General features: G+C 61.5%; 20 protein-coding genes. All 20 read left to right on the top strand.

Annotated elements, in window-relative coordinates; genetic code table 11:
- Positions 1-49: 49 nt before the first annotated feature.
- The 20 genes from ON058_RS06370 (at position 50) to aroB (ending at position 21,953) form a co-directional block, all read left to right on the top strand.
- Complete coding sequence (locus tag ON058_RS06370) at positions 50-1,399, top strand: replication-associated recombination protein A (protein WP_274668187.1); 1,350 nt, start codon at positions 50-52, stop codon at positions 1,397-1,399.
- 136 nt (positions 1,400-1,535) lie between these two features.
- Positions 1,536-2,162: a 30S ribosomal protein S4 gene (rpsD, locus tag ON058_RS06375; RefSeq protein WP_274668188.1), complete on the top strand. Its 627-nt coding sequence runs from the start codon at positions 1,536-1,538 to the stop codon at positions 2,160-2,162.
- 188 nt (positions 2,163-2,350) lie between these two features.
- Positions 2,351-5,026, top strand: coding sequence for an alanine--tRNA ligase (gene alaS / locus ON058_RS06380; protein ID WP_274668189.1), 2,676 nt, complete (start codon positions 2,351-2,353; stop codon positions 5,024-5,026).
- Positions 5,019-5,486, top strand: coding sequence for a Holliday junction resolvase RuvX (gene ruvX, locus ON058_RS06385; RefSeq protein WP_274668190.1), 468 nt, complete (start codon positions 5,019-5,021; stop codon positions 5,484-5,486). The genes alaS and ruvX overlap by 8 nt, the downstream gene beginning before the upstream one ends.
- Positions 5,479-6,615, top strand: coding sequence for an endolytic transglycosylase MltG (mltG, locus tag ON058_RS06390; protein WP_274668191.1), 1,137 nt, complete (start codon positions 5,479-5,481; stop codon positions 6,613-6,615). The genes ruvX and mltG overlap by 8 nt, the downstream gene beginning before the upstream one ends.
- Positions 6,616-6,618: 3 nt before the next feature.
- Complete coding sequence (locus ON058_RS06395) at positions 6,619-7,455, top strand: shikimate dehydrogenase (RefSeq protein WP_274668192.1); 837 nt, start codon at positions 6,619-6,621, stop codon at positions 7,453-7,455.
- Positions 7,456-7,563: 108 nt separating this feature from the next.
- Entirely contained in the window at positions 7,564-9,231 is a 1,668-nt protein-coding gene (locus tag ON058_RS06400) for a GspE/PulE family protein (protein WP_274668193.1), read from the top strand.
- A gap of 166 nt (positions 9,232-9,397) precedes the next feature.
- A complete protein-coding gene (locus tag ON058_RS06405; RefSeq protein WP_274668194.1) occupies positions 9,398-10,960 on the top strand; it encodes a type IV pilus twitching motility protein PilT in 1,563 nt (520 codons plus the stop codon).
- An 18-nt stretch (positions 10,961-10,978) separates the two neighbouring features.
- A complete protein-coding gene (locus ON058_RS06410) occupies positions 10,979-12,208 on the top strand; it encodes a type II secretion system F family protein (protein WP_274668195.1) in 1,230 nt (409 codons plus the stop codon).
- Positions 12,209-12,327: 119 nt separating this feature from the next.
- Positions 12,328-12,768: a prepilin-type N-terminal cleavage/methylation domain-containing protein gene (locus ON058_RS06415; RefSeq protein WP_274668196.1), complete on the top strand. Its 441-nt coding sequence runs from the start codon at positions 12,328-12,330 to the stop codon at positions 12,766-12,768.
- A gap of 134 nt (positions 12,769-12,902) precedes the next feature.
- Positions 12,903-13,358, top strand: a complete 456-nt coding sequence (locus ON058_RS06420) for a type II secretion system protein (RefSeq protein ID WP_274668197.1) — start codon at positions 12,903-12,905, stop codon at positions 13,356-13,358.
- Entirely contained in the window at positions 13,355-13,939 is a 585-nt protein-coding gene (locus tag ON058_RS06425; protein WP_274668198.1) for a type II secretion system protein J, read from the top strand. Before ON058_RS06420 ends, ON058_RS06425 begins: the two co-directional genes overlap by 4 nt.
- Positions 13,930-15,546 carry a polymer-forming cytoskeletal protein gene (locus ON058_RS06430; protein ID WP_274668199.1) on the top strand — a complete coding sequence of 539 codons (1,617 nt, stop codon included), beginning with the start codon at positions 13,930-13,932 and terminating at the stop codon, positions 15,544-15,546. The genes ON058_RS06425 and ON058_RS06430 overlap by 10 nt, the downstream gene beginning before the upstream one ends.
- Before the next feature lie 9 nt (positions 15,547-15,555).
- Entirely contained in the window at positions 15,556-16,335 is a 780-nt protein-coding gene (locus tag ON058_RS06435; protein WP_274668200.1) for an A24 family peptidase, read from the top strand.
- A gap of 65 nt (positions 16,336-16,400) precedes the next feature.
- Positions 16,401-17,456 (top strand): pilus assembly protein PilM, encoded by a 1,056-nt coding sequence (gene pilM, locus ON058_RS06440; protein WP_274668201.1) that lies wholly within the window; start codon positions 16,401-16,403, stop codon positions 17,454-17,456.
- Complete coding sequence (locus ON058_RS06445) at positions 17,456-18,211, top strand: hypothetical protein (protein ID WP_274668202.1); 756 nt, start codon at positions 17,456-17,458, stop codon at positions 18,209-18,211. Before pilM ends, ON058_RS06445 begins: the two co-directional genes overlap by 1 nt.
- Entirely contained in the window at positions 18,211-19,035 is an 825-nt protein-coding gene (locus ON058_RS06450; RefSeq protein WP_274668203.1) for a hypothetical protein, read from the top strand. The genes ON058_RS06445 and ON058_RS06450 overlap by 1 nt, the downstream gene beginning before the upstream one ends.
- Positions 19,036-19,147: 112 nt before the next feature.
- A complete protein-coding gene (aroC, locus tag ON058_RS06455; protein WP_274668204.1) occupies positions 19,148-20,332 on the top strand; it encodes a chorismate synthase in 1,185 nt (394 codons plus the stop codon).
- A complete protein-coding gene (locus tag ON058_RS06460; RefSeq protein ID WP_274668205.1) occupies positions 20,332-20,856 on the top strand; it encodes a shikimate kinase in 525 nt (174 codons plus the stop codon). Before aroC ends, ON058_RS06460 begins: the two co-directional genes overlap by 1 nt.
- A complete protein-coding gene (aroB, locus tag ON058_RS06465; RefSeq protein ID WP_274668206.1) occupies positions 20,853-21,953 on the top strand; it encodes a 3-dehydroquinate synthase in 1,101 nt (366 codons plus the stop codon). The genes ON058_RS06460 and aroB overlap by 4 nt, the downstream gene beginning before the upstream one ends.
- The last annotated feature ends 11 nt before the right edge of the window (positions 21,954-21,964 follow it).

Genomic DNA, 21,964 nt, shown 5'->3' on the forward strand with positions numbered 1-21,964 from the left:
GCCCCACGACGCGGCGGGAGTTGTCAGGCCCGCCACGTAGGCTTGCGGCATGGATTTGTTCGAGTCGACGGAACGCACCAACCGGGGTGTTCCGGAGCCGGGGCCGAATGCGCCGTTGGCGGTGCGTATGCGCCCCCGTGTGCTTGATGAGGTGGTGGGTCAGGGGCATCTCTTGACGGATGGCTCTCCACTCCGTCGTTTGGTGGGGGACGATGCTCCTGCGACGTCGGTCATTTTGTGGGGGCCGCCGGGCACGGGTAAGACCACTCTGGCTTACCTGGTGGCGGGCAGTCGCCGGTTTGTCGAGTTGTCTGCTGTGACCGCGGGTATCAAGGATGTTCGCGGCGTCATTGAGGACTCCAAGCGTCGTATCGCGACGGGTGAGCGTGAGACGGTGCTGTTCGTGGACGAGATCCACCGTTTCACACGGACTCAGCAAGATGCGTTGCTTCCTGCGGTGGAGAACCGGTGGGTCACGCTCATTGGTGCGACCACGGAGAACCCCAGTTTCTCCGTCGTAGGTCCGTTGTTGTCGCGTTCGCTGTTGTTGACTTTGCAGCCGTTGTCGAGCGCAGACTTGGGGAGTTTGCTCGACCGAGCGCTGGCGGATGAACGAGGCTTGGGCGGCAGAGTCGATGTGGAGCCTGAAGCACGCGATCACATTCTGCGTGTGGCGGGAGCCGATGCTCGCAAGACTTTGACCTTGGTGGAGTCCGTGGCGGACGCAGCACTGTCGATGGGGGCGCCGGAGGGCGCCGAACGTCCGGTTGTGACGGCTGAGCTGACGGAACGCACGATGGATGCCGCCTTGGTCGCATACGACAAGAGTGGCGACCAGCATTACGACGTCATCAGCGCGTTTATCAAGTCGGTGCGTGGTTCGGATGTTGATGCTGCCTTGCACTATCTGGCGCGTATGGTGGTGGCGGGGGAGGACCCACGCTTCATCGCCCGCAGGCTGGTCATCCTTGCAGCGGAGGACATCGGTATGGCGGACCCGCAAGGACTGGTGATTGCACAGGCGGCTGCCGACGCGGTGAGCTTCATCGGCATGCCTGAGGGGCGGATCCCGCTGGCTGAAGCCACGACTTACTTGGCGACGGCTCCTAAATCGAACCGCTCCTACCGCGCCATCGATGCGGCGATCGCAGACGTCCGGGCGGGGAAGGCCGGGGTGGTCCCCGAACATCTGCGGGATGCTCACTACGCGGGTGCTGAGCGCATCGGCCATGGGCAGGAGTACGTCTACTCACACGATGCACCTGGCGGTGTTGCCGCCCAGGAGTACCTCCCGGAGGCGTTGCGCGGTGCGCAGTACTATCGCCCCACCGAGTTTGGTTTTGAACGCACGGTCACGGATCGGTTGACGCGCATCCGCGACATGCTGGGCCGCGCGTAGTCCTCATCCGATTTCGCCGGTCCTCTGGTAGCATATTTAAGCCCTCGCGGACGGTTGGCTGCTGTCGCCGCGAACTCAGCAAACGCACAACCATTGTTGGTCGCGCTTCCGCGCGCGTTCAACTGTGAAGGAAATCATGACCTCAGTACAGAAGGCACGTCGTCAGGTTCGCCTGTCGCGCAGCCTGGGCATCGCACTGACGCCCAAGGCTGTCAAGCACTTCGAGAAGCGTCCGTACCCCCCAGGTGAGCACGGTCGTACCGCTCGCCGTAAGGAAAGCGACTACGCCGTCCGTCTGCGCGAGAAGCAGCGTCTTCGCGCCCAGTACGGTCTTCGTGAGAAGCAGATGACCCGCACCTTCGCCGAGGCCCGCAAGGAGCCCGGTCTGACTGGTGAGGCTTTCGTCGAGCTGCTCGAGATGCGCCTTGACGCTCTGGTTCTTCGTTCGGGCTTTGCTCGCACGATCCTCCAGGCTCGTCAGGCCGTTCTGCACCGCCACATCCTCGTGGATGGTCAGATCGTTGACCGCCCTTCGTTCCGCGTGAAGCCCGGCCAGACCATTCAGGTCAAGCCCAAGGCCGTCACCATGGAGCCCTACATGGCTGCCGCCGCAGGTGCACACCGCGACGTGCTTCCGGAGGTGCCCGAGTACCTCGACGTCCAGCTCGAGAAGCTGTCGTCGAAGCTCGTGCGTCGTCCCAAGCGCGCCGAGGTCCCCGTGACCTGCGAGGTGCAGCTGGTCGTCGAGTACTACGCTCGCTAATTTCTGCGGCGTAGGCTTCGAGCCAACGACACACTTAGGCCGCTGGGTCCCGGATTCGTTTGGGGCCCAGCGGCTTTGTCATACTTATAGGGTGGTCCGGTTCTGTAGAGAGCCGATGCTCCACTCACCGGCGAGCGAGAGCTCGCTTCCGCGGCCCTTACCGGGCACCCCTGATCAGGAGGAACAGGATGCGCACCGCTGACATTAGCCAGCGCTGGATCGACTACTTTGCGTCGAAGGACCACCACATTGCGCCCAGCGCGTCCTTGGTGTCCCCGGACCCTAGCCTGCTGTTTACGGTGGCCGGCATGGTGCCGTTCATTCCTTACATCATTGGCACTGAGGAGTCGCCGCACCCGCGTATCGCCAGTGTGCAGAAGTGCATTCGCACCAAGGACATCGAAGAGGTCGGTAAGACCACGCGTCACGGCACGTTCTTCCAGATGCTGGGCAACTTCTCCTTTGGCGATTACTTCAAGGAAGGCGCGATTGACTTCGCGTACGAACTCTTGACGGGTTCCGAGGATGACGGCAAGTACGGCCTTGACCCCGAGAGCCTGTGGGTCACCATTTGGGATCAAGACGATGAGGCGCTTTCGGCCCTGCGCAACGTGGGTGTGCCGACCGAACGCATCGTGAAGTTGCCGCGTGAGGAGATTTTCTGGGACACCGGGCAGCCTGGGCCTGCGGGTCCGTGTGCGGAGTGGCACGTGGACCGTGGCGCCGAGTTTGGTCCCGACTACGACCCGGCGTCTGGTGCTGCAGGATGGACCGACGAGATTGGCGACCGCTACCTCGAGATTTGGAACCTGGTCTTCGACCAGTACCTGCGTGGTCCTGGCTCGGGCAAGGACTATCCACTCATCCGCGAACTCGACCAGAAGGCGATTGACACGGGAGCCGGTCTGGAACGTATTGCCTACCTCAAGCAGGGCGTGGGCAACATGTACGAGATCGATGAGGTCTTCCCGGTGATCGCGAAGGCGCAGGAGCTGTCCGGAAAGCAGTACAAGGCGGATGCTGAGGACGACATTCGCATGCGTGTGATCGCGGACCACGTGCGTTCGTCGCTCATGCTCATTCAGGACGGCATCGTGCCAGGCAATGAGGGGCGTGGCTACGTGCTGCGTCGCTTGCTTCGCCGTACCGTGCGCTCGATGCGGCTGCTGGGCGTCGAAGACCCCTCGGTAGAGTCGCTCATCTTGACCTCGTATGACGCGATGAAGCCGTCGTACCCGGAGCTCGGCGCCAACATCGACAAGATTGTGAATGTTGCCGCGACCGAAGAGGACGCGTTCCGTCGCACCCTGACCCAGGGCACCAGCATCTTCGACGTGGCCGTGGGCAAGGCAAAGGAGCAGGGCAAGAAGGCGCTCTCCGGTACAGATGCTTTCAAGCTGCACGACACGTATGGCTTCCCCATTGACCTGACGCTGGAGATGGCGGCAGAGCAGGGCGTCACTGTCGACGAGCAGGGCTTCCGCTCCCTGATGGCTGAGCAGAAGGAACGTGCGCGCGCCGATGCCAAGGCTAAGAAGGGCGGCCACGCTGACGTTGGCGTGTATCAGGCTCTTCAGCCCACCGTGTTCCGTGGATACGACGAGTTGTCGCTGGGGTCGACCGTGGTTGCCGTCATCAAGGACGGCGTAGCCGTTCCGGTGGCTCAGGCTGGCGACACCGTTGAGGTCATCCTCAACGAGACGCCGTTCTACGCGGAGTCAGGCGGTCAGGACGCGGATTCTGGTGTCATCCAGGGCGCCAACTGCACGCTGAACGTCATCGATGTTCAGAAGCCTGTGGCTGACGTGATTGTCCACACGGTCACAGTCGAGGAAGGCGAAGTCGCTGCCGGTGACCATGTGTCCGCAGAAGTTGATCTTGCGCACCGTCACCAGGCGTCGAAGGCTCACTCCGCTACTCACTTGATCCACGCTGCTTTGCACGAGGTCTTGGGTGAGGACGCAACGCAGGCGGGCTCATACAACAAGCCTGGTTACATGCGTCTGGACTTTGCGTGGCGACAGGGGATCTCGATGGGTGCACGCGAGGAGATCGAAGGCATCGCCAACCGTGCCATTCGCGAAGAGTTGCCGGTTGCTACGAACGTCATGAACCTTGACGACGCCAAGTCGCTTGGTGCGATGGCGTTGTTCGGTGAGAAGTATGGCGACAAGGTGCGTGTGGTCGAGATCGGTGGTCCGTTCTCCCGTGAGTTGTGTGCAGGTACGCACGTCGACAACTCCGCTCAGATCGGCCTGCTGTCCGTCACTAGCGAAGGATCTGTGGGCTCCGGTGCCCGCCGTATCGAAGCGCTCGTGGGTGCGGACGCCTTCGCCCAGTTGGCGGGGGAGCGAGCGATCGTTAACGAGCTCACCACCACCCTCAAGGTGCGCCCCGATGAGCTCCACGACCGCATCGGCTCGCTGCTGTCGAAGCTTTCGGACACCGAGAAGCAGCTCGCCCAGTACCGCCAGCAAGCGATGCAGCAGGTCGCAGCGCAGTTGGTGGAGTCCGCGCAGACCGTCAACGGCGTGACTGTGGTGGCTCATGAGTCCACCAACGCCGCCGACGGCGACGATCTCCGCACGCTGGTGACGGATGTCCGTGCCCGCCTGGGTGAGGCACAGCCCGTGGTGGTGGCAGCATCGGCCGCCTTTAATGGGCGCCCGCAGATTGTGATTGCGACGAACGCGGGCGCACGTGACCTGGGCGTGCGTGCAGGCGATCTGGTGAAGGTTGCCGCGCAGACTCTCGGTGGTGGCGGCGGCGGTAAGCCTGACCTCGCTCAGGGCGGCGGCCAGGATGCATCGAAGATCGGCGATGCTTTGGTCGCTGTGCGCAACGCGATTGAGGCCCGTGGATAGAGGCGTAAGGCTTGGCGTCGATGTGGGCTCGGTCCGCATCGGCGTTGCAGCCTCCGACCCTGAAGGTCGGCTCGCATTCCCCGTGACGACGGTGAAGCGCACCGACACGGCTGTCGCTGAACTGGTGGCCATCGTTGAGGAACGAAGGGCGACTACGGTGTTCGTAGGACTGCCCCGGAAGTTGTCGGGTGAACTTGGCCCGTCGGCCGACGACGCGATGGCGATTGCACGCCAACTTGCGGAACGGGTCGATGCTGTGGTGCGTTTGGTGGACGAACGGTTCTCCACAGCCTCAGCATCGGCGTCTATGCGTCAGGCGGGTAGGAGTGCTAAACAACAACGTGAAGTGATTGACCAGGCGGCCGCCGTGGTCATTCTGGAAACTGCACTGGAGACGGAGCGTCGCGGGAACCTGGGTAGAGTGTCCCAAGTGATTTCGCGCGAAGGTGACAATGACTGACTTGTTCGAGAACGAGACAACGACCACGACGACGCTGGACATGCGTCGACTGCAGCGTCAGAAGCGTCGCGCTGTTCGCCGGCGCTGGACCTTGGTGGTGGTAGCAGCCTCGATCGTGCTGGTCGCCATCGGCGGCTCGATTGCCTGGAACTTTGTGCAGGGTCTGGGAGGCGACGGCGAGTCTGGAGTCGCCGACTACGAAGGCGCTGGACAGGGTGCTGTCCGCGTCGTCATTGAGCCCGGCATGAGCGGTGCCGCGATGGCCGATGTTCTTTACGAAGCAGGCGTTGTGGCGTCACCGGAGTCTTTCGTGACCGCTTACACCGAGAACCCCGACGCCCAGCAGATCTCTGCCGGGTACTACCTCATTCAGCGCGAGATGAAAGCAGACTTCGCGGTCGACGCTCTGCTTGACCCAGGCAACCGTGTGGAACTGACGATCAACGTTCCCGAAGGCAAGACTCTCGACACGTACTTTGAGAAGATTGCGAACCTGACGAAGTCGACTCCTGAGGAAGTGGAAGAAGTCGCGTCAGACCACGACGCCATCGGCCTTCCCGAGGAAGCCAACGGCAACCTTGAGGGGTGGCTGTTCCCCGCGACCTACGCCTTCGATCCAGGTGTGGAACCGGTGGAGATTCTTAGCACCATGGTGGCTCAGACCGTGAAGGTCCTGGAGCGCAACGGTGTTGCCCCCGAGGACTGGGAGCAGACCCTGACCGTTGCCTCCATCGTCGAAGGTGAAGCAAGCCGTGACGAGGACCGCCCGCTTGTGGCTTCCGTGATCTACAACCGTCTCGACGACGGGATGAAGCTCCAGATGGACTCGACCGTGAAGTATGTGGTCCCCGGTGAGGGTGCGTTCGCTACCTCGGAAGAGTTGAAGGTCGACAGCCCCTACAACACCTACGAGTACGCGGGACTCCCGCCCGGCCCCATCAACGCGCCGAGCGAGTCCGCTATCCAGGCCGCCAACAGCCCCGCAGACAGCAACTATCTGTTCTTTGTCACGGTGAACTTTGACACCGGCGAGACCAAGTTCTCTGAGACTCACGCGGAGTTCCTTGAGCACAAGGCAGAGATGAACGAGTGGATCGCTGAGAACACCGAGTCCACCGACGAAGGCTAGGTCGTGACCGCAGGCTTGCGCCGCGCAGGGGTGCTGGGCCATCCCATCGGCCACTCGCTGTCACCTGTGCTTCACAACGCGGCCTATGCCGCGTTGGAGTTGGACTGGGTGTATGAGGCCTTTGACGTCGATGAGGCCGCGCTGAGCGGGTTTGTGCAGGGCCTTGACGACTCCTGGGGTGGGCTGAGCCTGACCATGCCACTCAAGGTCGCCGCTGTGCCGCTCATGGACTACATCGAGCCGATGGCGAAGCTCGTGGGCGCGGTCAACACGGTGCTCATGCAGCCGTCGGGAGCGGGCCGCCACCTCGTGGGAGCTAACACCGACGTCCACGGGATTGTGGAGGCCCTCGCTGAAGGTGGCATCCGCGAGGCCCATGACGCCGTCATCCTTGGAGGCGGGGCAACCGCGACCTCTGCAATGGCCGCGTTAGGACGACTGGGTGTGACGCGGCCCGTCGTTGTAGTGCGCAACCGTGCTCGCGCTGGAGGGCTCATGCGTGCCGCCACCAAGATGGGCGTGGAGCCACGTTTCAGCTCGTTTGAGGACGCACCGCACTATCTGGCGACTGCTCAAGCTGTCGTCTCCACGGTTCCGCGAGAAGTGGGGGAGTCACTGGCCTCCACCCTCGGCCCTGTCACGGAGCACGCCGCCCTGCTCGATGCCGTCTATCACCCCATTGATACTCCGTTGGGCATGGCCTGGCGTGAGCGCGGGGGAGTCTTTGTGAATGGCACCCGCATGTTGCTCCACCAAGCAGGGGAGCAGGTCCGCCTTATGACCGGCCACCCCGCCCCCCTGGACGCCATGGGAAGGGCTCTGCTCCAACGTCTCATGTGACGCGCGCGTTTCCAGGTGTGGCATCCTCCACGTTGGATAGGACTCAAGCACTTGCCGATGTAAATTGCGCAAGTAGGTAGTGCCTGACGTGGACAGTGAGGGAGTCTCGTGAAGCAGCTTGGAACAATCCTGCTCGAAGAGGGAGTTCTCTCCGAAGAGCAGCTGATGGACGCCATCGATGAGCAACGCGAACGCGGTGCCTCCCTGGGGCGCACCCTGGTGGAGTTGGGACTCATCTCCGAAGGGCAACTCGTCCGGGCTCTCGCCAGCCAAGTGGGCATGGAGTTTGTGGATCTCGCTGACTTCCCGGTGGACCGCACCGCTGTGGCGATGGTGCCCGACACCGTATGCCGGCGTCACGCGGCCCTACCCATTCAGATTGATGGCGACATCCTCAAGATCGCCATGTCCAACCCTGGCAACGTGGTGGCGGTTGACGACATTCGCACCCTGACGCGGATGCAGATCCTGCCCGTGGTGGCCGCGCACGACGACGTGCTGGCAGCGATCGATCGGTACTGCCGCTCCGATGCGGAGATGGAAAACCTGCGGGACGACATCGCCGAGGAGCAGGACTCGCTCGACGACATCGACTTGTCTGGTGCGATGGCGGAGGACGACGCGCCGATCGTGCGTTTCGTCAACCTCCTCATCACTCAAGCTGTTCAGGACCGTGCGTCAGATATTCACATCGAGCCGGCGGAGCGTGAACTCCGGGTCCGCTACCGCATCGATGGCGTGTTGCATGAGGTGCAGTCGGCGCCCAAGGCCATCTCTAACGGAGTGATCTCCCGTCTCAAGATCATGTCCGACATCGACATCGCGGAACGTCGCAAGCCACAGGATGGCCGCCTCTCCGTGAATCACAACGGGCGAAAGATCGACTTGCGCGTGGCGACGCTGCCGACTGTGTGGGGCGAGAAGGTTGTCATGCGTATTCTCGACAACTCGACCGCGACCTTGGACCTCGAGGACCTGGGTATTCGTGAGTCCAACTACGCGAAGTACAAAGAGACCTTCACCAAGCCGTACGGCATGATCCTGGTGACGGGTCCCACGGGATCCGGTAAGTCCACCACGCTGTATGCGACGCTGAACCAGATCTCGCGGCCAGAAATCAACGTGATCACCGTTGAGGACCCGGTCGAGTACCGCATCCCCGGTATCAACCAGGTGCAAGTCAACCCCAAGGCCGGTCTGACGTTCGCGGCGGCACTGCGCTCAATCCTGCGTGCAGACCCCGACGTGGTGCTGGTGGGTGAGATTCGAGACCAAGAGACCGCGCAGATCGCTATTGAAGCTGCATTGACTGGTCACCTGGTGCTCTCCACACTGCACACGAACGATGCGCCTTCTGCAATCACACGTCTCACAGAGATGGACGTAGAGCCATTCCTTGTGGGCTCTGCTGTCGACTGCGTGGTGGCACAACGACTAGCGCGCCGCCTTTGTGACAATTGCGCAGTTTCGTACCAGGCAAGCGCCCACGAGATTCCGGCGGCAGCGCATTGGCCCGCGGATGCCCCACTCCCCACGCTTTACCGTGCAGGTGGCTGCAGCCGGTGTTCCAACACCGGATATCGAGGCCGCGTGGCACTCCACGAGATCATGGTCGTCAATGAGTCCATTGAACGACTCACAGTCGAGCGTGCGTCCGCCGCTGATATCTCTCGCGTAGCGATCGAAGCCGGCATGGAAACCTTGCTCCAGGATGGGTGGGCAAAGGTGCTTGGGGGCACCACGTCAATCGAAGAACTCCTGCGAGTAGTGAAGTAGCAGGGAGAGTAGTTTGTGAGGTTTCCTCACTAAAGTGACAAATATCACTGCCGATAACAGGTGTTGAGGGTAGACCGTTTCCTACCTGGACCATAGACTGAGCGACATTCACCGCGAAGGCGAGGTGCTGAGGGGCACTGAGCCGGTGAAGACTGAGGGGAATTTGATGGCTGAGCAGTACGCGCCGCAGGCTGGAATGTTTTGGCCTGCGAACAATGAGGGTGAGCAGGCGAGTAGTCGACCTGCCTCCACGCCGCAGCAAAGCGCTGGTGGCGTCCCTCAAGCGAGCGCGCAGCCGGGCGGCTACCAGCCGGCCCAGCAGCAGTTCTCGCCTCAGCAGCCCGCCGCGCCACAGCAGCCGCAACGTGCTGCGGCTCCGCAGCAGGCAGTCTCCCCGCAGAACCCGTCGGCACCCCAGTCAGCTCCTGTGTCTGGCCAGGTCCCGCAGCGCACATCCTTCGGAATGGGCGCCCGCCCCGCTGGCGCTGCGTCTCAGCAAGCCCAGCCTGCTGGCGCAGCGGCCCCTGCTCCCACTGCATCCGCGCCTGGGGCTGCACCGGCAGGCACAGTGAACAACCAGCCTGGTCAACAGCACGGTGGCATCGCTGGTTCTCGCCGCCTTGGAATGAGCCAGGATCAGCAGGACGGCGACCTGGACGTAGGCGACGCGCTGCGTGAGATGCTGCGCCGCGGCGCTTCCGACCTTCACATGACATCAGGTGCGCCGCCCATGATCCGTGTTGACGGTGGACTGGCACCGCTGGAGGGCTTCAACAAGCTCAACCCGGACAGCTTGCAGCGTTCGCTGTACCAAATTCTTACTCAGGCACAGCGCGAACGCTTCGAAGACGAACTCGAACTCGACTTCTCTTATGCCTTGGTGGGCGAGGCACGCTTCCGTGTGAACATGTACAAGCAGCGTCAGTCTGTTGGTGCAGCATTCCGTGTCATCCCTTACGAGATCAAGCCGCTTGAGTCGCTCGGTATCCCACGTCAGGTCGCAGAGTTTGCTCAGTTGCCCCGTGGGTTGGTCCTGGTGACCGGTCCTACTGGTTCTGGAAAGTCGACCACGTTGGCATCGCTGGTGGACCTCGCCAACCGGTCGCGCTCGGCACACATCATGACGGTGGAAGACCCCATCGAGTTCCTTCACCGCCACAAGCGTTCGCTGGTGAACCAGCGCGAGGTTGGCGCGGACACCAAGTCCTTCCAGCGGGCACTCAAGCACGTGCTGCGTCAGGATCCGGACATCATTCTGATTGGTGAGATGCGTGACCTGGAGACCATCCAGGTCGCGCTGACCGCAGCAGAAACAGGCCACCTGGTGTTCGCCACGCTGCACACGCAGGATGCGGCACAGACCATTGACCGTGTGATCGACGTGTTCCCCGCAGAACAGCAGGGTCAGATCCGCACTCAGTTGGCGACCGCTATCCAGGGCGTCGTCTGCCAGTCGCTACTGCGTCGCGCCGATGGCCCTGGCCGTGCCGTGGCAGTGGAACTGATGGTGGCAACGCCGGCGATCCGCAACCTCATTCGTGAGGGTAAGACGCACCAGATCTACACGTCATTGCAAGCCGGTGCATCGCAGGGTATGCAGTCCATGGACCAGCACCTTGCCGAGCTGGTAAAGGCCGGAACTGTGTCGTTCGATGACGCCGTGGAACTGTGCCACTCCTATGAAGAGTTCAACCGCCTGTGCGGTCGAGCCGGGGGAGCGCGCTACTAGCGCGGCGAGGAGAACACGATGGCTACCGCAACTAAGAAGTTCGAGTTCATTGCACGTGACGCTTCCGGCAAGGAGCACACGGGCAAGATCGAGGCACCGGACGAGAACGCGGTTGCCTCGCGGCTCGCCTCCCGCGGCCTGACTCCGCTGTCGGTGTCCGACGCGTCCGCGAAGGGGCTTAACGCTGAGATCAAGATTCCTGGTTTCGGCGAGAAGATTACGCTCAAGGACATCGCTATCCTGTCGCGCCAGCTCGCGACCATGATCTCCTCGGGTCTATCTCTGCTGCGCGCGCTGACCATCCTCGCGGAACAGACAGAGAACAAGGAACTGCAGAAGATAGTGGGCGAGGTCCGCAATGACGTGCAGACCGGTTCCGCCTTCTCCAAGGCGCTAGCCCGTCACCCCAACGTGTTCCCGCCCATCATGATCAACATGGTCAAGGCCGGTGAAGTAGGCGGATTCTTGGACGAGGTCCTGGTGTCTATTGCCGAAAACTTCGAGAACGACGTGAAGCTTCGCGGCAAGATCAAGTCCGCGATGACCTACCCCGTGGTGGTGTTCTGCATTGCGATCCTTGCGACCGTGGCGATGCTGCTGTTCATCGTGCCCGTCTTTGCGAACATGTTTGACGGACTTGGGGGCGAGCTCCCGGCTGCGACCAAATTCTTGGTAGTGATGTCCAGCGTCCTCAAGGTCGCGGCGCTGCCACTGCTGATCGCGATTGTCGCCTTCTTCATCTGGTGGGGAAAGAACAAACACAAGGAGTCGGTGCGCCGCAGGTACCAGCCGCTCACCATCAAGATGCCCATCTTTGGGCCACTGGTGAAGAAGATTGCGGTGTCCCGGTTCTCTCGAAACTTTGGGTCCATGATCCGGTCGGGTGTCCCTATCTTGCAGGCACTCGACATCGTGGGTCAGGCCTCCGGATCCGTCGTTATTGAAGACGCTACCCGCGACATCGCAAACTCGGTGCGTCGTGGAGAGTCGCTTGCCAAGCCGCTGTCGCAGCACGCCGTCTTTCCACCCATGGTGGTGCAGATGATTGCGGTGGGTGAAGACACAGGCGCGCTTGACGAGATGTTGGACAAGATTGCCGACTTCTATGACCAGGAAGTCGAGTCCGCCACCGAGCAGCTGACTTCGATGATTGAACCGCTCATGATTGCCGTGCTTGGCTCGATCATTGGTGGAATGGTCATTGCTTTGTATATGCCTATTTTCAAGGTGTTCGATCTCATTGGGTAGTTCGAACACCACACAGACTTCGCTTTCATGGGGCCACACCCCGTCATGAAAGTGGGGGGATACGGGATCCGTCCCGCATCCTAGACCGCACAATCAAAGAGAATGAAAAGGAGAGCGAAATGATCGCTCGTATTCAGAAGCGCCTCGCTGAGAAGGCAGAAGGCACCGAAAAGGGCTTCACCCTGGTTGAGCTCCTCGTTGTCATCATCATCATTGGCATCCTGGCCGCGATTGCTATTCCGCTGTACCTGAACCAGCAGAACAAGGCCAAGGACTCCGCTGCTAAGGCTGACCTGAACACCATCCGTACGGCTGTTGTTTCGGCCATGACCGAGAACCCCAGTGCCACCACCGTGACCTGGACTGCAGCTACTGGTCCTTCGACCTCGACCATCACTGCGGGTACTGAGACTTCCACCGTCGCAGTCTCGGACGGCAACATCCTCGCCGCCGGCAGTGTCGACATGGCGACTCCTGACACCGTCACCATTGCGGTGACTTCGGGTACTGGCACGGTCTTCACTATGGACGCCACCGGAGCCATTACCGAAGCACCGTAAGCCCATCTCGCGGTTTCACTCTGTTATTTGCCTGATTGAGTGAACATAGCAAGATGAGGTGGTGGCGTGTGGGCAGAGTCTCAGTCCACACGCCACCACCTTCCCAATTGTCATGTGGAAGGAGTGGGGGAACAATGGTGAGCACACAACAGGTGCGTGACGAGGGTCTCGGAATGGTCGAGGCCATCGTGGCGATCCTGCTGTTTGGGATCCTCGCGGTGGCGATGGTGCCGCCGATCCTTCTGAGCCTCCAAGTCACGGCTAACTCGACCACGGTCGCGTCGGCGGGACAGGTGGCACAACTGCGCGTCGAGGAGGCGCGTACGGCAAGTAGGAACTGCGCCGCATTTGCCGACTTCTTGGTGAAGCCGGTTCCCACCACCATGACGGACTCGCGCGGCGCGCGCTACACGGTGACGGAGACGATCATCACCGCGACCGGTGCCGATGCGAAGGCTGATATGACGTGGTGCGATGACAAATCAGCCGCCGCGGTGACGATGAACGTGATCGTGAAGTCGGATGACACCCATGACACGGACGTTGCGGACGTCGCAACGCTTATCTCCGTACCGGGGGTGACGCGATGAATGATCTGTCACGCAAGAGAGCCGTGGAGAGGCGCTCCGGTTCCGATGCCGGCTTCACCCTTGTGGAGCTCATGGCCTACATCTTCTTGTTCTCGATTCTGGCGGTTATGGTCGCAACCCTCGTGATCAACGGGATGCGTTCCCAAGCAGAGGTCACTGGGACTACCAACACCACGGGCGAGATGCAGAACGCTGCCGCAGCGCTCGAGTACGACATTCGTTACGCATCGGACATCCAGATCAGTGTTGGCGGGCAGATGCTACGGACTCGAACCTGGTATGGAGAGCCCGACACCGGCGCGTATCAGTGCCGGGGTTGGTTCTACGACAGCGCGGACCGCAAGCTCAAGCGCAGCACCTCTCAGGCTGAAGTGGTTTCCGCGACCGCTACTTCCGCGTCGGGCTGGACCACATTCGCGTCCAACGTAGAAGCGACCCGGGCATTCCACCAGGAACCCAACTCTAAGACGGTTGACATTCGTATGGAAGGAGATCCGGCCCAATGGGGGATTGGGACCAGGATCTACACGTCTGTCACTAATCGTCCGCAATCAGATGAAGGAGGCATGACGTGCTTCTAGTCCGCACGTTGCAGGACCGTATGAACGGCCGTTCCGAGGACGGCCAGGCCCTCGTGTTGGTGCTTGGCATGATGATCGTCATGGGCGGCGTTCTGCTTGTGATTGCTTCATCGACAGTGTTCGCGGCCTTCTTCACCACTCAGTCGCGTGCCTCTGTCGAGTCCCAAGCGGCGGCGGACGCCGGCGTCGACTTCGCATACGCGTCGTTGGTCTCTGACCCTGCGGGATGTGCCGCTGTGGGTGGGGTTTACTCTTCCGCAACTGCACCTTCGTTCTCTGCAGAGATCTCCTACCAACAAGTAGAAGGTGGCGCATGGGTGGTCGGCTGTCCTGACCTGGCTGACGCCAACAACTTCCCCGAACAAGTGAAGATTGTCTCCTCAGGTTCCGCCCAGCAGATCGGTTCGGGCGGCTTCGACAGCGGAGACTCCACAACGGTGGAGGCGCTCTGGACCAAGCCGATCGACCCTCCGAGCTTCGAACAGGCCATTCGTGGCGATCTGGGTATCGAGTTCAACACCGGAACGACAGTCTTCGACGGAGACGTTCAGGGAGACATCTACTCAGAGGGTGAGCTTGAGTGCCCTTCTGGTATGAACATTGCAGGTGATCTGATATCTACCGGCCATGTTGACTACCGAGCGTCCGACTGCATTATTCAAGGCGACGTCTACGCAAAGTCACTGCAGTATGCACAGGGTGCGAACGCGACTCCTTCCGTTTTGGGGAGTTTGTACGTTCAAGACGACCTCTCGCGCAACGGGCCCGGCCAGACCTCATTCTCGTTCGGCACGCCAGGTGACAACCAGTACCTCAATGTAGCGAAAGATGTCAGGGTCGGAGGCGCAATCAACCGCTACTGTCTCTATGCTGGTCGAGTTGCGAACAGCAACTGGAGCATGTTCGCCGGAGATGGATCAGCATGCGGCGCCAGCCCCCATCCCCAGAGAAACGTTCAGATGCTCCTCGGCGCTGACGCCGTTCGGGACCTCTACCCAGACGTAGATCCTTTCATCGCGGTGACGACCGACTATCCCGCCTTTGAAGGTTGGGAAGAGAAGGAGTGGACCGACTACTCGGGGAACGTGGTGAACGGTCAGGGATGCAAGACGACATCTCCCGCTACGATTCGTGTCGAGACGAACACGCGCATTGACACCACCAACGCCTGTGCATCCAAGGGCATGACGCTAGGAGACTGGGGTGGCGGCCTCACCATCGAGTTGGGCGCGGACCTCGTGATCTTTGCGACGGAGATCGGCGTGAAGGGCACTCTCACCGTGAAATCAGTTGATGGCGAGTATCACTCGCTCTACGTCGTTGACCCTGCTCCGAGCGACACCTATGAGTGCCCGGCCCCGGGCTCAACAGTCGGAACAGGAATCTCGGTTGCTGCACCCACGCTCACCCAGGACACTCAAACCGCAATCCTCTTGTACTCGCCGGAGAAGGTGCACTTCAACTCGGGGCTCAAGTGGGGTGGCCAGATCTATGCATGTGAGACGCGAATTGCGTCGGGAATGGAACTGGACTTCCGCAAGGTTGGCGAGAGTGACGTCGTTCCTACCTTCGCTCAGTTCAACGTTGAGTACATCCGACAAGGCTGAGACTCGGACGTGGTACTGCTCGGACTTGTTGTAGGCCTGCTGGGGTTGGCCCTTGGCAGCTTCGCGAACGTGGTGATCGCACGAGCTCCCCAGAATGAATCTGTCGTGCGGCCACGGAGTGCTTGCCCACGCTGCGGTGCTGCGATCCGGTCACGGCACAACATCCCCATTGTCGGATGGTTAGCGCTCCGAGGACGTTGCTTTGACTGCAGCGAGCCCATCAGCGTTCGCTACCCGGTGATTGAGGGCCTTACGGGGCTCGTTTTCGTGGGGCTGTTTTTGTGGTTGGGAGTCTCCCCGGAACTTGGGCTCGCCCTGATTGTTGCCTTCTTCACTGTGGTGTTGAGCGCCATCGATTTCGATACGCAGCGACTTCCCGACAACGTCGTACGGCCTTTTGCGATCTCTGTAGGAACCTACCTGCTGGCGTGGGCCGCGACCACGGGCTCCTGGAGCAACGTTGTGGGCGCGGTCATCGGCGCGGCGATTCTTGCAGCCTTTTACTTTCTCGTGTGGTTCATCTATCCCAAAGGGATGGGGTTCGGAGACGTCAAACTTGCCCCAGTCCTTGGTGCCGTCATGGGGTGGTACGGATGGACAACGTTGGTCGTCGGCGGGTTCGCAGCGTTCGTGTGGGGTGCGGTCGTTGGCGTAGTGGTGATGGCTGTGACCAGACGCAGTCGCATGGTCGCTATCCCGTTCGGGCCATGGATGTTCGCCGGGGCCTGGACGGGTGTGATCGGAGGTTCCGCCATCGCCGAGGGATACCTAGGTTTGTTCGGTTTGTAGCAGGGTACAGAAACGTGCGGTTTGTGCCGATAGGTCAGTAGACATTAGTTCAGAGGGGACTACAGGTGGCAACAAGACAAGTTGCGATCGACGTTGGTGAGACAGCGATTCGAGTCGCAGAGATTGAACTCAGGGGCGGCACGGATCCGCGCGATGGTGCGACCCTGACCGCATTCGCGGAGCGCGCTGTGCCCGCAGGAGTCATTCGTAACGGAGAGATCGAAGAGCCTGGGGCTTTTGCCGACGTCGTGAAGCAGACCGTTTCTGCCGCGAAGGTCAACGCAAAGTCTGCCGCGGTCAGCATTGGTCATCCGAGCGTCGTGATCCGTGAGGTGGACGTACCTGCACAGCCGATGGACAAGGTGCGCAAGTCGCTCGCATTCCACGTACGGGACTCGTTGCCCATGGCTGTTGACGAGGCTTTGCTCGACTTCTACCCGACGGCAGAGTTCGCCGGCGATCAGGGCCAGATGTTCAAGGGGCTCTTGGTTGCTTCGCCGCGTGAACTGGTGCGAGGCGTGATCTCTGCACTCGACGGCTCGGGGGTTCACCTCTCGCGCGTCGACCACACGGCTTTCGCTCTGTGGCGGTCGATCTGCAAGGGTGAGTTGCTCCAGGGCACAGTCGCGGTAGTCGACGTCGGCGCAGCAACGACATCGGTCGTGGTGTCGCAACACGGTGTTCCCCGGCTCGTACGAGTCTTGGCTCAAGGTGGAAACGACGCCTCCAAGGCTGTGCGTGCTGCCTTCAAAGGGTCGTCTGTGGACGCTGATCAACTGAAGTTCCAGATCGGCATGAACCCATCAGCACCGCAGGAGCACCGTCAGGTAGCGGACGCTGTGGGCCACGCCATGGGTCCATTGATCGAGTCGATTCGCAACACCTTGGTGTACTTCGCGAGCTCAAACCCAGGCGGTGCAGCCGAACGGCTGGTTCTGACCGGCGGGGGAGCCTACCTTCAGGGTTTCGGGCAGTCACTTTCGAGTGCGACGCGACTGCCTGCGATGATCGGTGACCCGCTCGCAGGCATGGGGATCGGTAAGAAGGTCGACTTGTCTCAGGTGCGTGGACGCGAGGCCGGCCTCGCTAGCGTCATTGGGCTTGCGATGGGGGTGGAGTGATGAAACCGGTAGACAAGAAGTACGGCGCTCCAGCGCTCCCTTCCGTCAACTTGATTCCGCAGGAGATCGCGGAAGCAACCAAGATGCGCGCGGTCAAGTTCACCGCAATGTTTGCGGTGCTCATTGCGGTTGGCGTGATGGTCGCTGGATACGTGCTGGCACTCGGGGCAAAGCAGGTAGCCAAGTCTGGACTCGAAGACGCGATTGATGAGCAGCGGCTCGCGCTGGCGTCTCGGGACTCGCAGGTTGAGACCTATGACGCGCTGGTGGAGTACGAGTCCGACGCATGGACGCTCGGCCAGATCGGATACGGCGATGTCGACATTGCCAACCTGGTGTTCTCGTTCCTCGAAGTGGACACCGACGAAACCGCGATCGTCGGCTTGACCTACACAGGCCCCTCTGCGGCCGGGTTTAGTCAGGTCAACGGATCCGACACCATGGTTCCGGGTGTGGGAACCATCGAGTTCTCTGCTCAAACTGAGTCCTACGAAGAAGCAACTGCTCTTGCCACTCGCATTGAGGCGTTGCCTGGCTTGGAGCAAGTCACCATTCTCACCGAGTCATACTCGACTCCGGACGGCGCTCTCGTTTGGCTTGTCAACGGCAACGTCAGCATTGTTGAGTCAGCGCTCACCGAGCGGTTCATTGACGACGAGGGATTTGTCGTCGTTGACCCCAACGCGGCCTTGTCGACAGATGAACCTGCCGCGGCACCGGCGCCCAGCCCCAGTCCCAGTGAGGAGACCGAATAATGCTGAACTCGAAGTATGCGCCTATCTTCGCACTGACGGCCTTGGGAATTATTGCCGTGGTTCTTCTTGGTTGGTTCCTCGCGATCAAACCTCAGGTTGATGAGGCTTCCGCATTCGCCAGTGACGAGGACTTGGTCCGGGCAAACATTGCTACGGTCCAAGCCGATGAGGCCTCTATCGAGGCATTTGACTCGGCGCTTGGCGAGGCGCCAGATATCAAGCCGACGCTCGAACTCAACGCCCCTCAGCGTCTTGACCTTGAAGGGTTTAGGAACCGCATCTCTGACGCAATCTCAGAGTCTGGTGTCGAGATCGCGGCTTCCGGACAGGAGTACGGCTCGTTGGTCGCTGGTTGGGAGATTCCAGCCGTGCTGCTGGACTCTACGCGTGCAGCCAAGTATTTTCAGAGCGGCCCCGCGCCCACCACGAAGATCGCGGCCGAGGCATTCACTCCGGTCGTGTCGGTACCCTCCGGGGAGCAGGTTCGTGCCGAGGGACTCGCGGCGATTCCGTTTGAGTTCACGGTAGTCGGCACGCCCCAAGAGGCGTACGACTTCCTTTCCCGCCTCCAGGATCCCTCCGTTCAGTTCTTCCAGGTGGGAGAGATTGACGTCCTTGGGCTGGTCGACGGAGAAGTCGTTGCCGGTGGTGTGTCCGAGGCCGGCGACGGCGATGTGCGGCTGGAGATATCCGGTGGACTCTACTTGTCGGAGATCGACACCTCATCGATTGACGAAGGTGCTCTCGGTACTGCAGAGGTGTCAGGCGACTCGCCCTTCATCCGTCTTGAGGACGACGCACCTGAGCAAGAGGGCGCAAACTAGACGCGGCTAGAACAAAGAGGCGGGTCCCCCAGAAGGGTGGCCCGCCTCTTTCATGTGTGGCCGTCCACGCCAGCGCACCTGGCACCCATGTCCCTCTGGCACAATGTGACCCATGCTGAGATGGCTTACCGCAGGTGAATCGCACGGTCCCGCTCTGGTGGGCACTCTTGAGGGTCTTCCCGCTGGTGTGGAGGTGACGTCTTCGCAGATTCAGGAGGCGTTGGCTCGTCGCCGTCTTGGTTATGGACGCGGCGCTCGTATGAAGTTTGAGCAGGACCAGGTTTCGGTACTCGGTGGCGTGCGGCACGGCGTGACGCAGGGCGGCCCTATCGCGATCCAGGTGGGTAACACTGAGTGGCCCAAGTGGGAGACCGTGATGAGCCCGGACCCTGTCGACGAGTCCGAACTCTCCGGTGCCCGCGCCGCAGCGCTGACCCGTCCGCGTCCCGGCCACGCGGACCTGGTAGGCATGACTAAGTACGGCTTTGACGACGCGCGTCCGGTGCTGGAGCGCGCATCGGCCCGTGAAACTGCGGCCCGGGTGGCCTTGGGCACGGTAGCTGAAGCCTTCCTGGAGCAGGCTGCGGGGATCAGGCTTGTGTCCCACACCACGCAGGTGGGCCCCATTCAGGTTCCTGAAGATGCGCCTCTGCCGCCAGCAGATGCCACGGCTGAGCTCGACGCCGACCCCATCCGTTGCTACCACGCTGAAACCTCAGCGCGCATGGTCGAAGAGATCGACGCATGCCAGCAGGAAGGTGACACCATGGGCGGGGTGGTCGAGGTAGTCGCCTACGGTGTCCCGGTGGGACTGGGCAGCCACGTGCACTGGGATCGCCGTTTGGACGCGCGCCTTGCTGCCGCGATGATGGGCATCCAGGCAATCAAGGGCGTGGAGATCGGCGATGGCTTCCGCACCGCTGGCCGCCGTGGTTCCGCCGCGCACGATGAGATCGAGTACCGCGACGGCAACGTGACTCGCCGCACTAACCGTGCCGGTGGTGTTGAGGGTGGCATGACTAACGGTGAACCATTGCGCGTCTCTGCCGCAATGAAGCCCATCAGCACGGTGCCGCGTGCGTTAGACACGATCGACACGGCAACCGGTGAGGCTGCCAAAGCGATCCACCAGCGTTCAGACGTGTGTGCGGTGGCTCCTGCCGCGGTCGTTGCGCAGGCCATGGTGGCATTGACTCTGGCCGATGCGCTGATTGAGAAGTTCGGTGGTGACTCGGTCGCGGAAGTACGCCGCAACATCGAGGCCTACCAGGCCGCAGTGCCCGAGCACCTGCGCTGATGCCACAGCCGCGCGTTGTCCTGATCGGCCCACCTGGGTCGGGGAAGTCGTCGGTGGGACGTGCGTTGGCGCGTGTCCTCGACGTGGCATGGCGTGACACGGATGAGGACATCGCTGCGCGCGCCGGAAAGTCGATTCCGGACATCTTTGTCACCGATGGAGAGCCAAAGTTCCGTGAACTAGAAGAGCAGGCGGTAGGCGAAGCGATCGCCGAGCATGCCGGAGTGCTGTCTTTGGGTGGCGGTGCTGTCATGCGAGAAGCCACTCAGCAGGTTCTCCGTGAATACGCCGACCGCGGGGGAGTGACGGTGTTCTTGGATGTGAGCCTCAAGGCCGCGACGCCTCGAGTGGGCCTCAATGCTTCGCGACCGTTGCTGGTGGGCAACCCCCGTCAACAGTGGCTCAAACTGATGGAGCTACGGCGTCCGGTGTACGAAGACCTGGCCACCACCAGCATTGTGACGGACGACTTGAGCGCAGAGCAGGTTGCCGCCGTCATTGCAGAAGGACTGGAGCGCGCATGACCACGACCGTCCACGTAGGAACATCGCAGCCGTATAACGTCCACATTGGGCACAACCTCATCGATCCGGTCGTGGAGTCCCTCCCCGGCGCCGCGACTCGTGTTGCCATCATTCACTCCGCTCCCATGGCGCAGCGGGCCGATGCGCTGCGTGGCCGTGTAGAGGCATCCGGCAGACAGGGCGTGCTGATTGAGGTGCCCGATGCTGAGGCTGGCAAGACTGCCGAGGTTGCCGCGTTCTGCTGGCAGGTGTTGGGCAAGTCCGACTTCACCCGCACTGACGTGGTGGTGGGACTGGGCGGTGGAGCAGTGACCGACCTGGCCGGCTTCGTGGCGGCGTCATGGCTTCGGGGCGTGGCCGTTATCCAGATGCCCACGACTGTGTTGGGCATGGTCGACGCGGCCGTGGGCGGCAAGACAGGAATCAACACCACCGAGGGCAAGAACTTGGTGGGGGCTTTTCATGAGCCGCTTGGCGTGTGGTGTGATCTCGACACTTTGGCAACTCTCCCTGTCTATGACCGGGTCGCCGGACTTGCCGAGGTGGTCAAGGGCGGCTTCATCGCAGACGCGACCATTCTTGAACTTGCCCAGGCCCACGCATCGGCCTTGCGTGCCGAAGAGCTGTCCGATGACGGTCTCGACGTCCTACAAACGCTGATCGCTCGGAAGATCCAGGTCAAGGCGACCGTGGTCGCCGCGGACCTTAAAGAGTCTTACCTGCGCGAGATCTTGAACTACGGTCACACGTTTGGGCACGCGATCGAGTACACCGAGCGGTATCAGTGGCGTCACGGAGCCGCTGTATCCGTGGGCATGGTCTACGAGGCGGAACTCGCGCGGCTCGCAGGCAAGCTGGACGATGCCGCAGTTGACCTGCACCGCGAGATCCTGGGCGGACTAGGGCTCCCCACCACGTATCCCGGCGGCAGGTGGGATGCACTTCACACTGCGATGAAGCGCGACAAGAAGACCAGGGGAGACCTGCTCCGGTTTGTGATCTTGCAGGGAATCGGCAACCCTGTCCGTCTCGAAGGCCCGGACCCAGCGCTGCTCCTGGGCGCCTACGACGCGGTGTCTTCCGATTCGCTGCTGTGATCGAGCCCCGC

This window comes from Demequina sp. B12 (assembly GCF_028823635.1).
Lineage (GTDB): Bacteria > Actinomycetota > Actinomycetes > Actinomycetales > Demequinaceae > Demequina.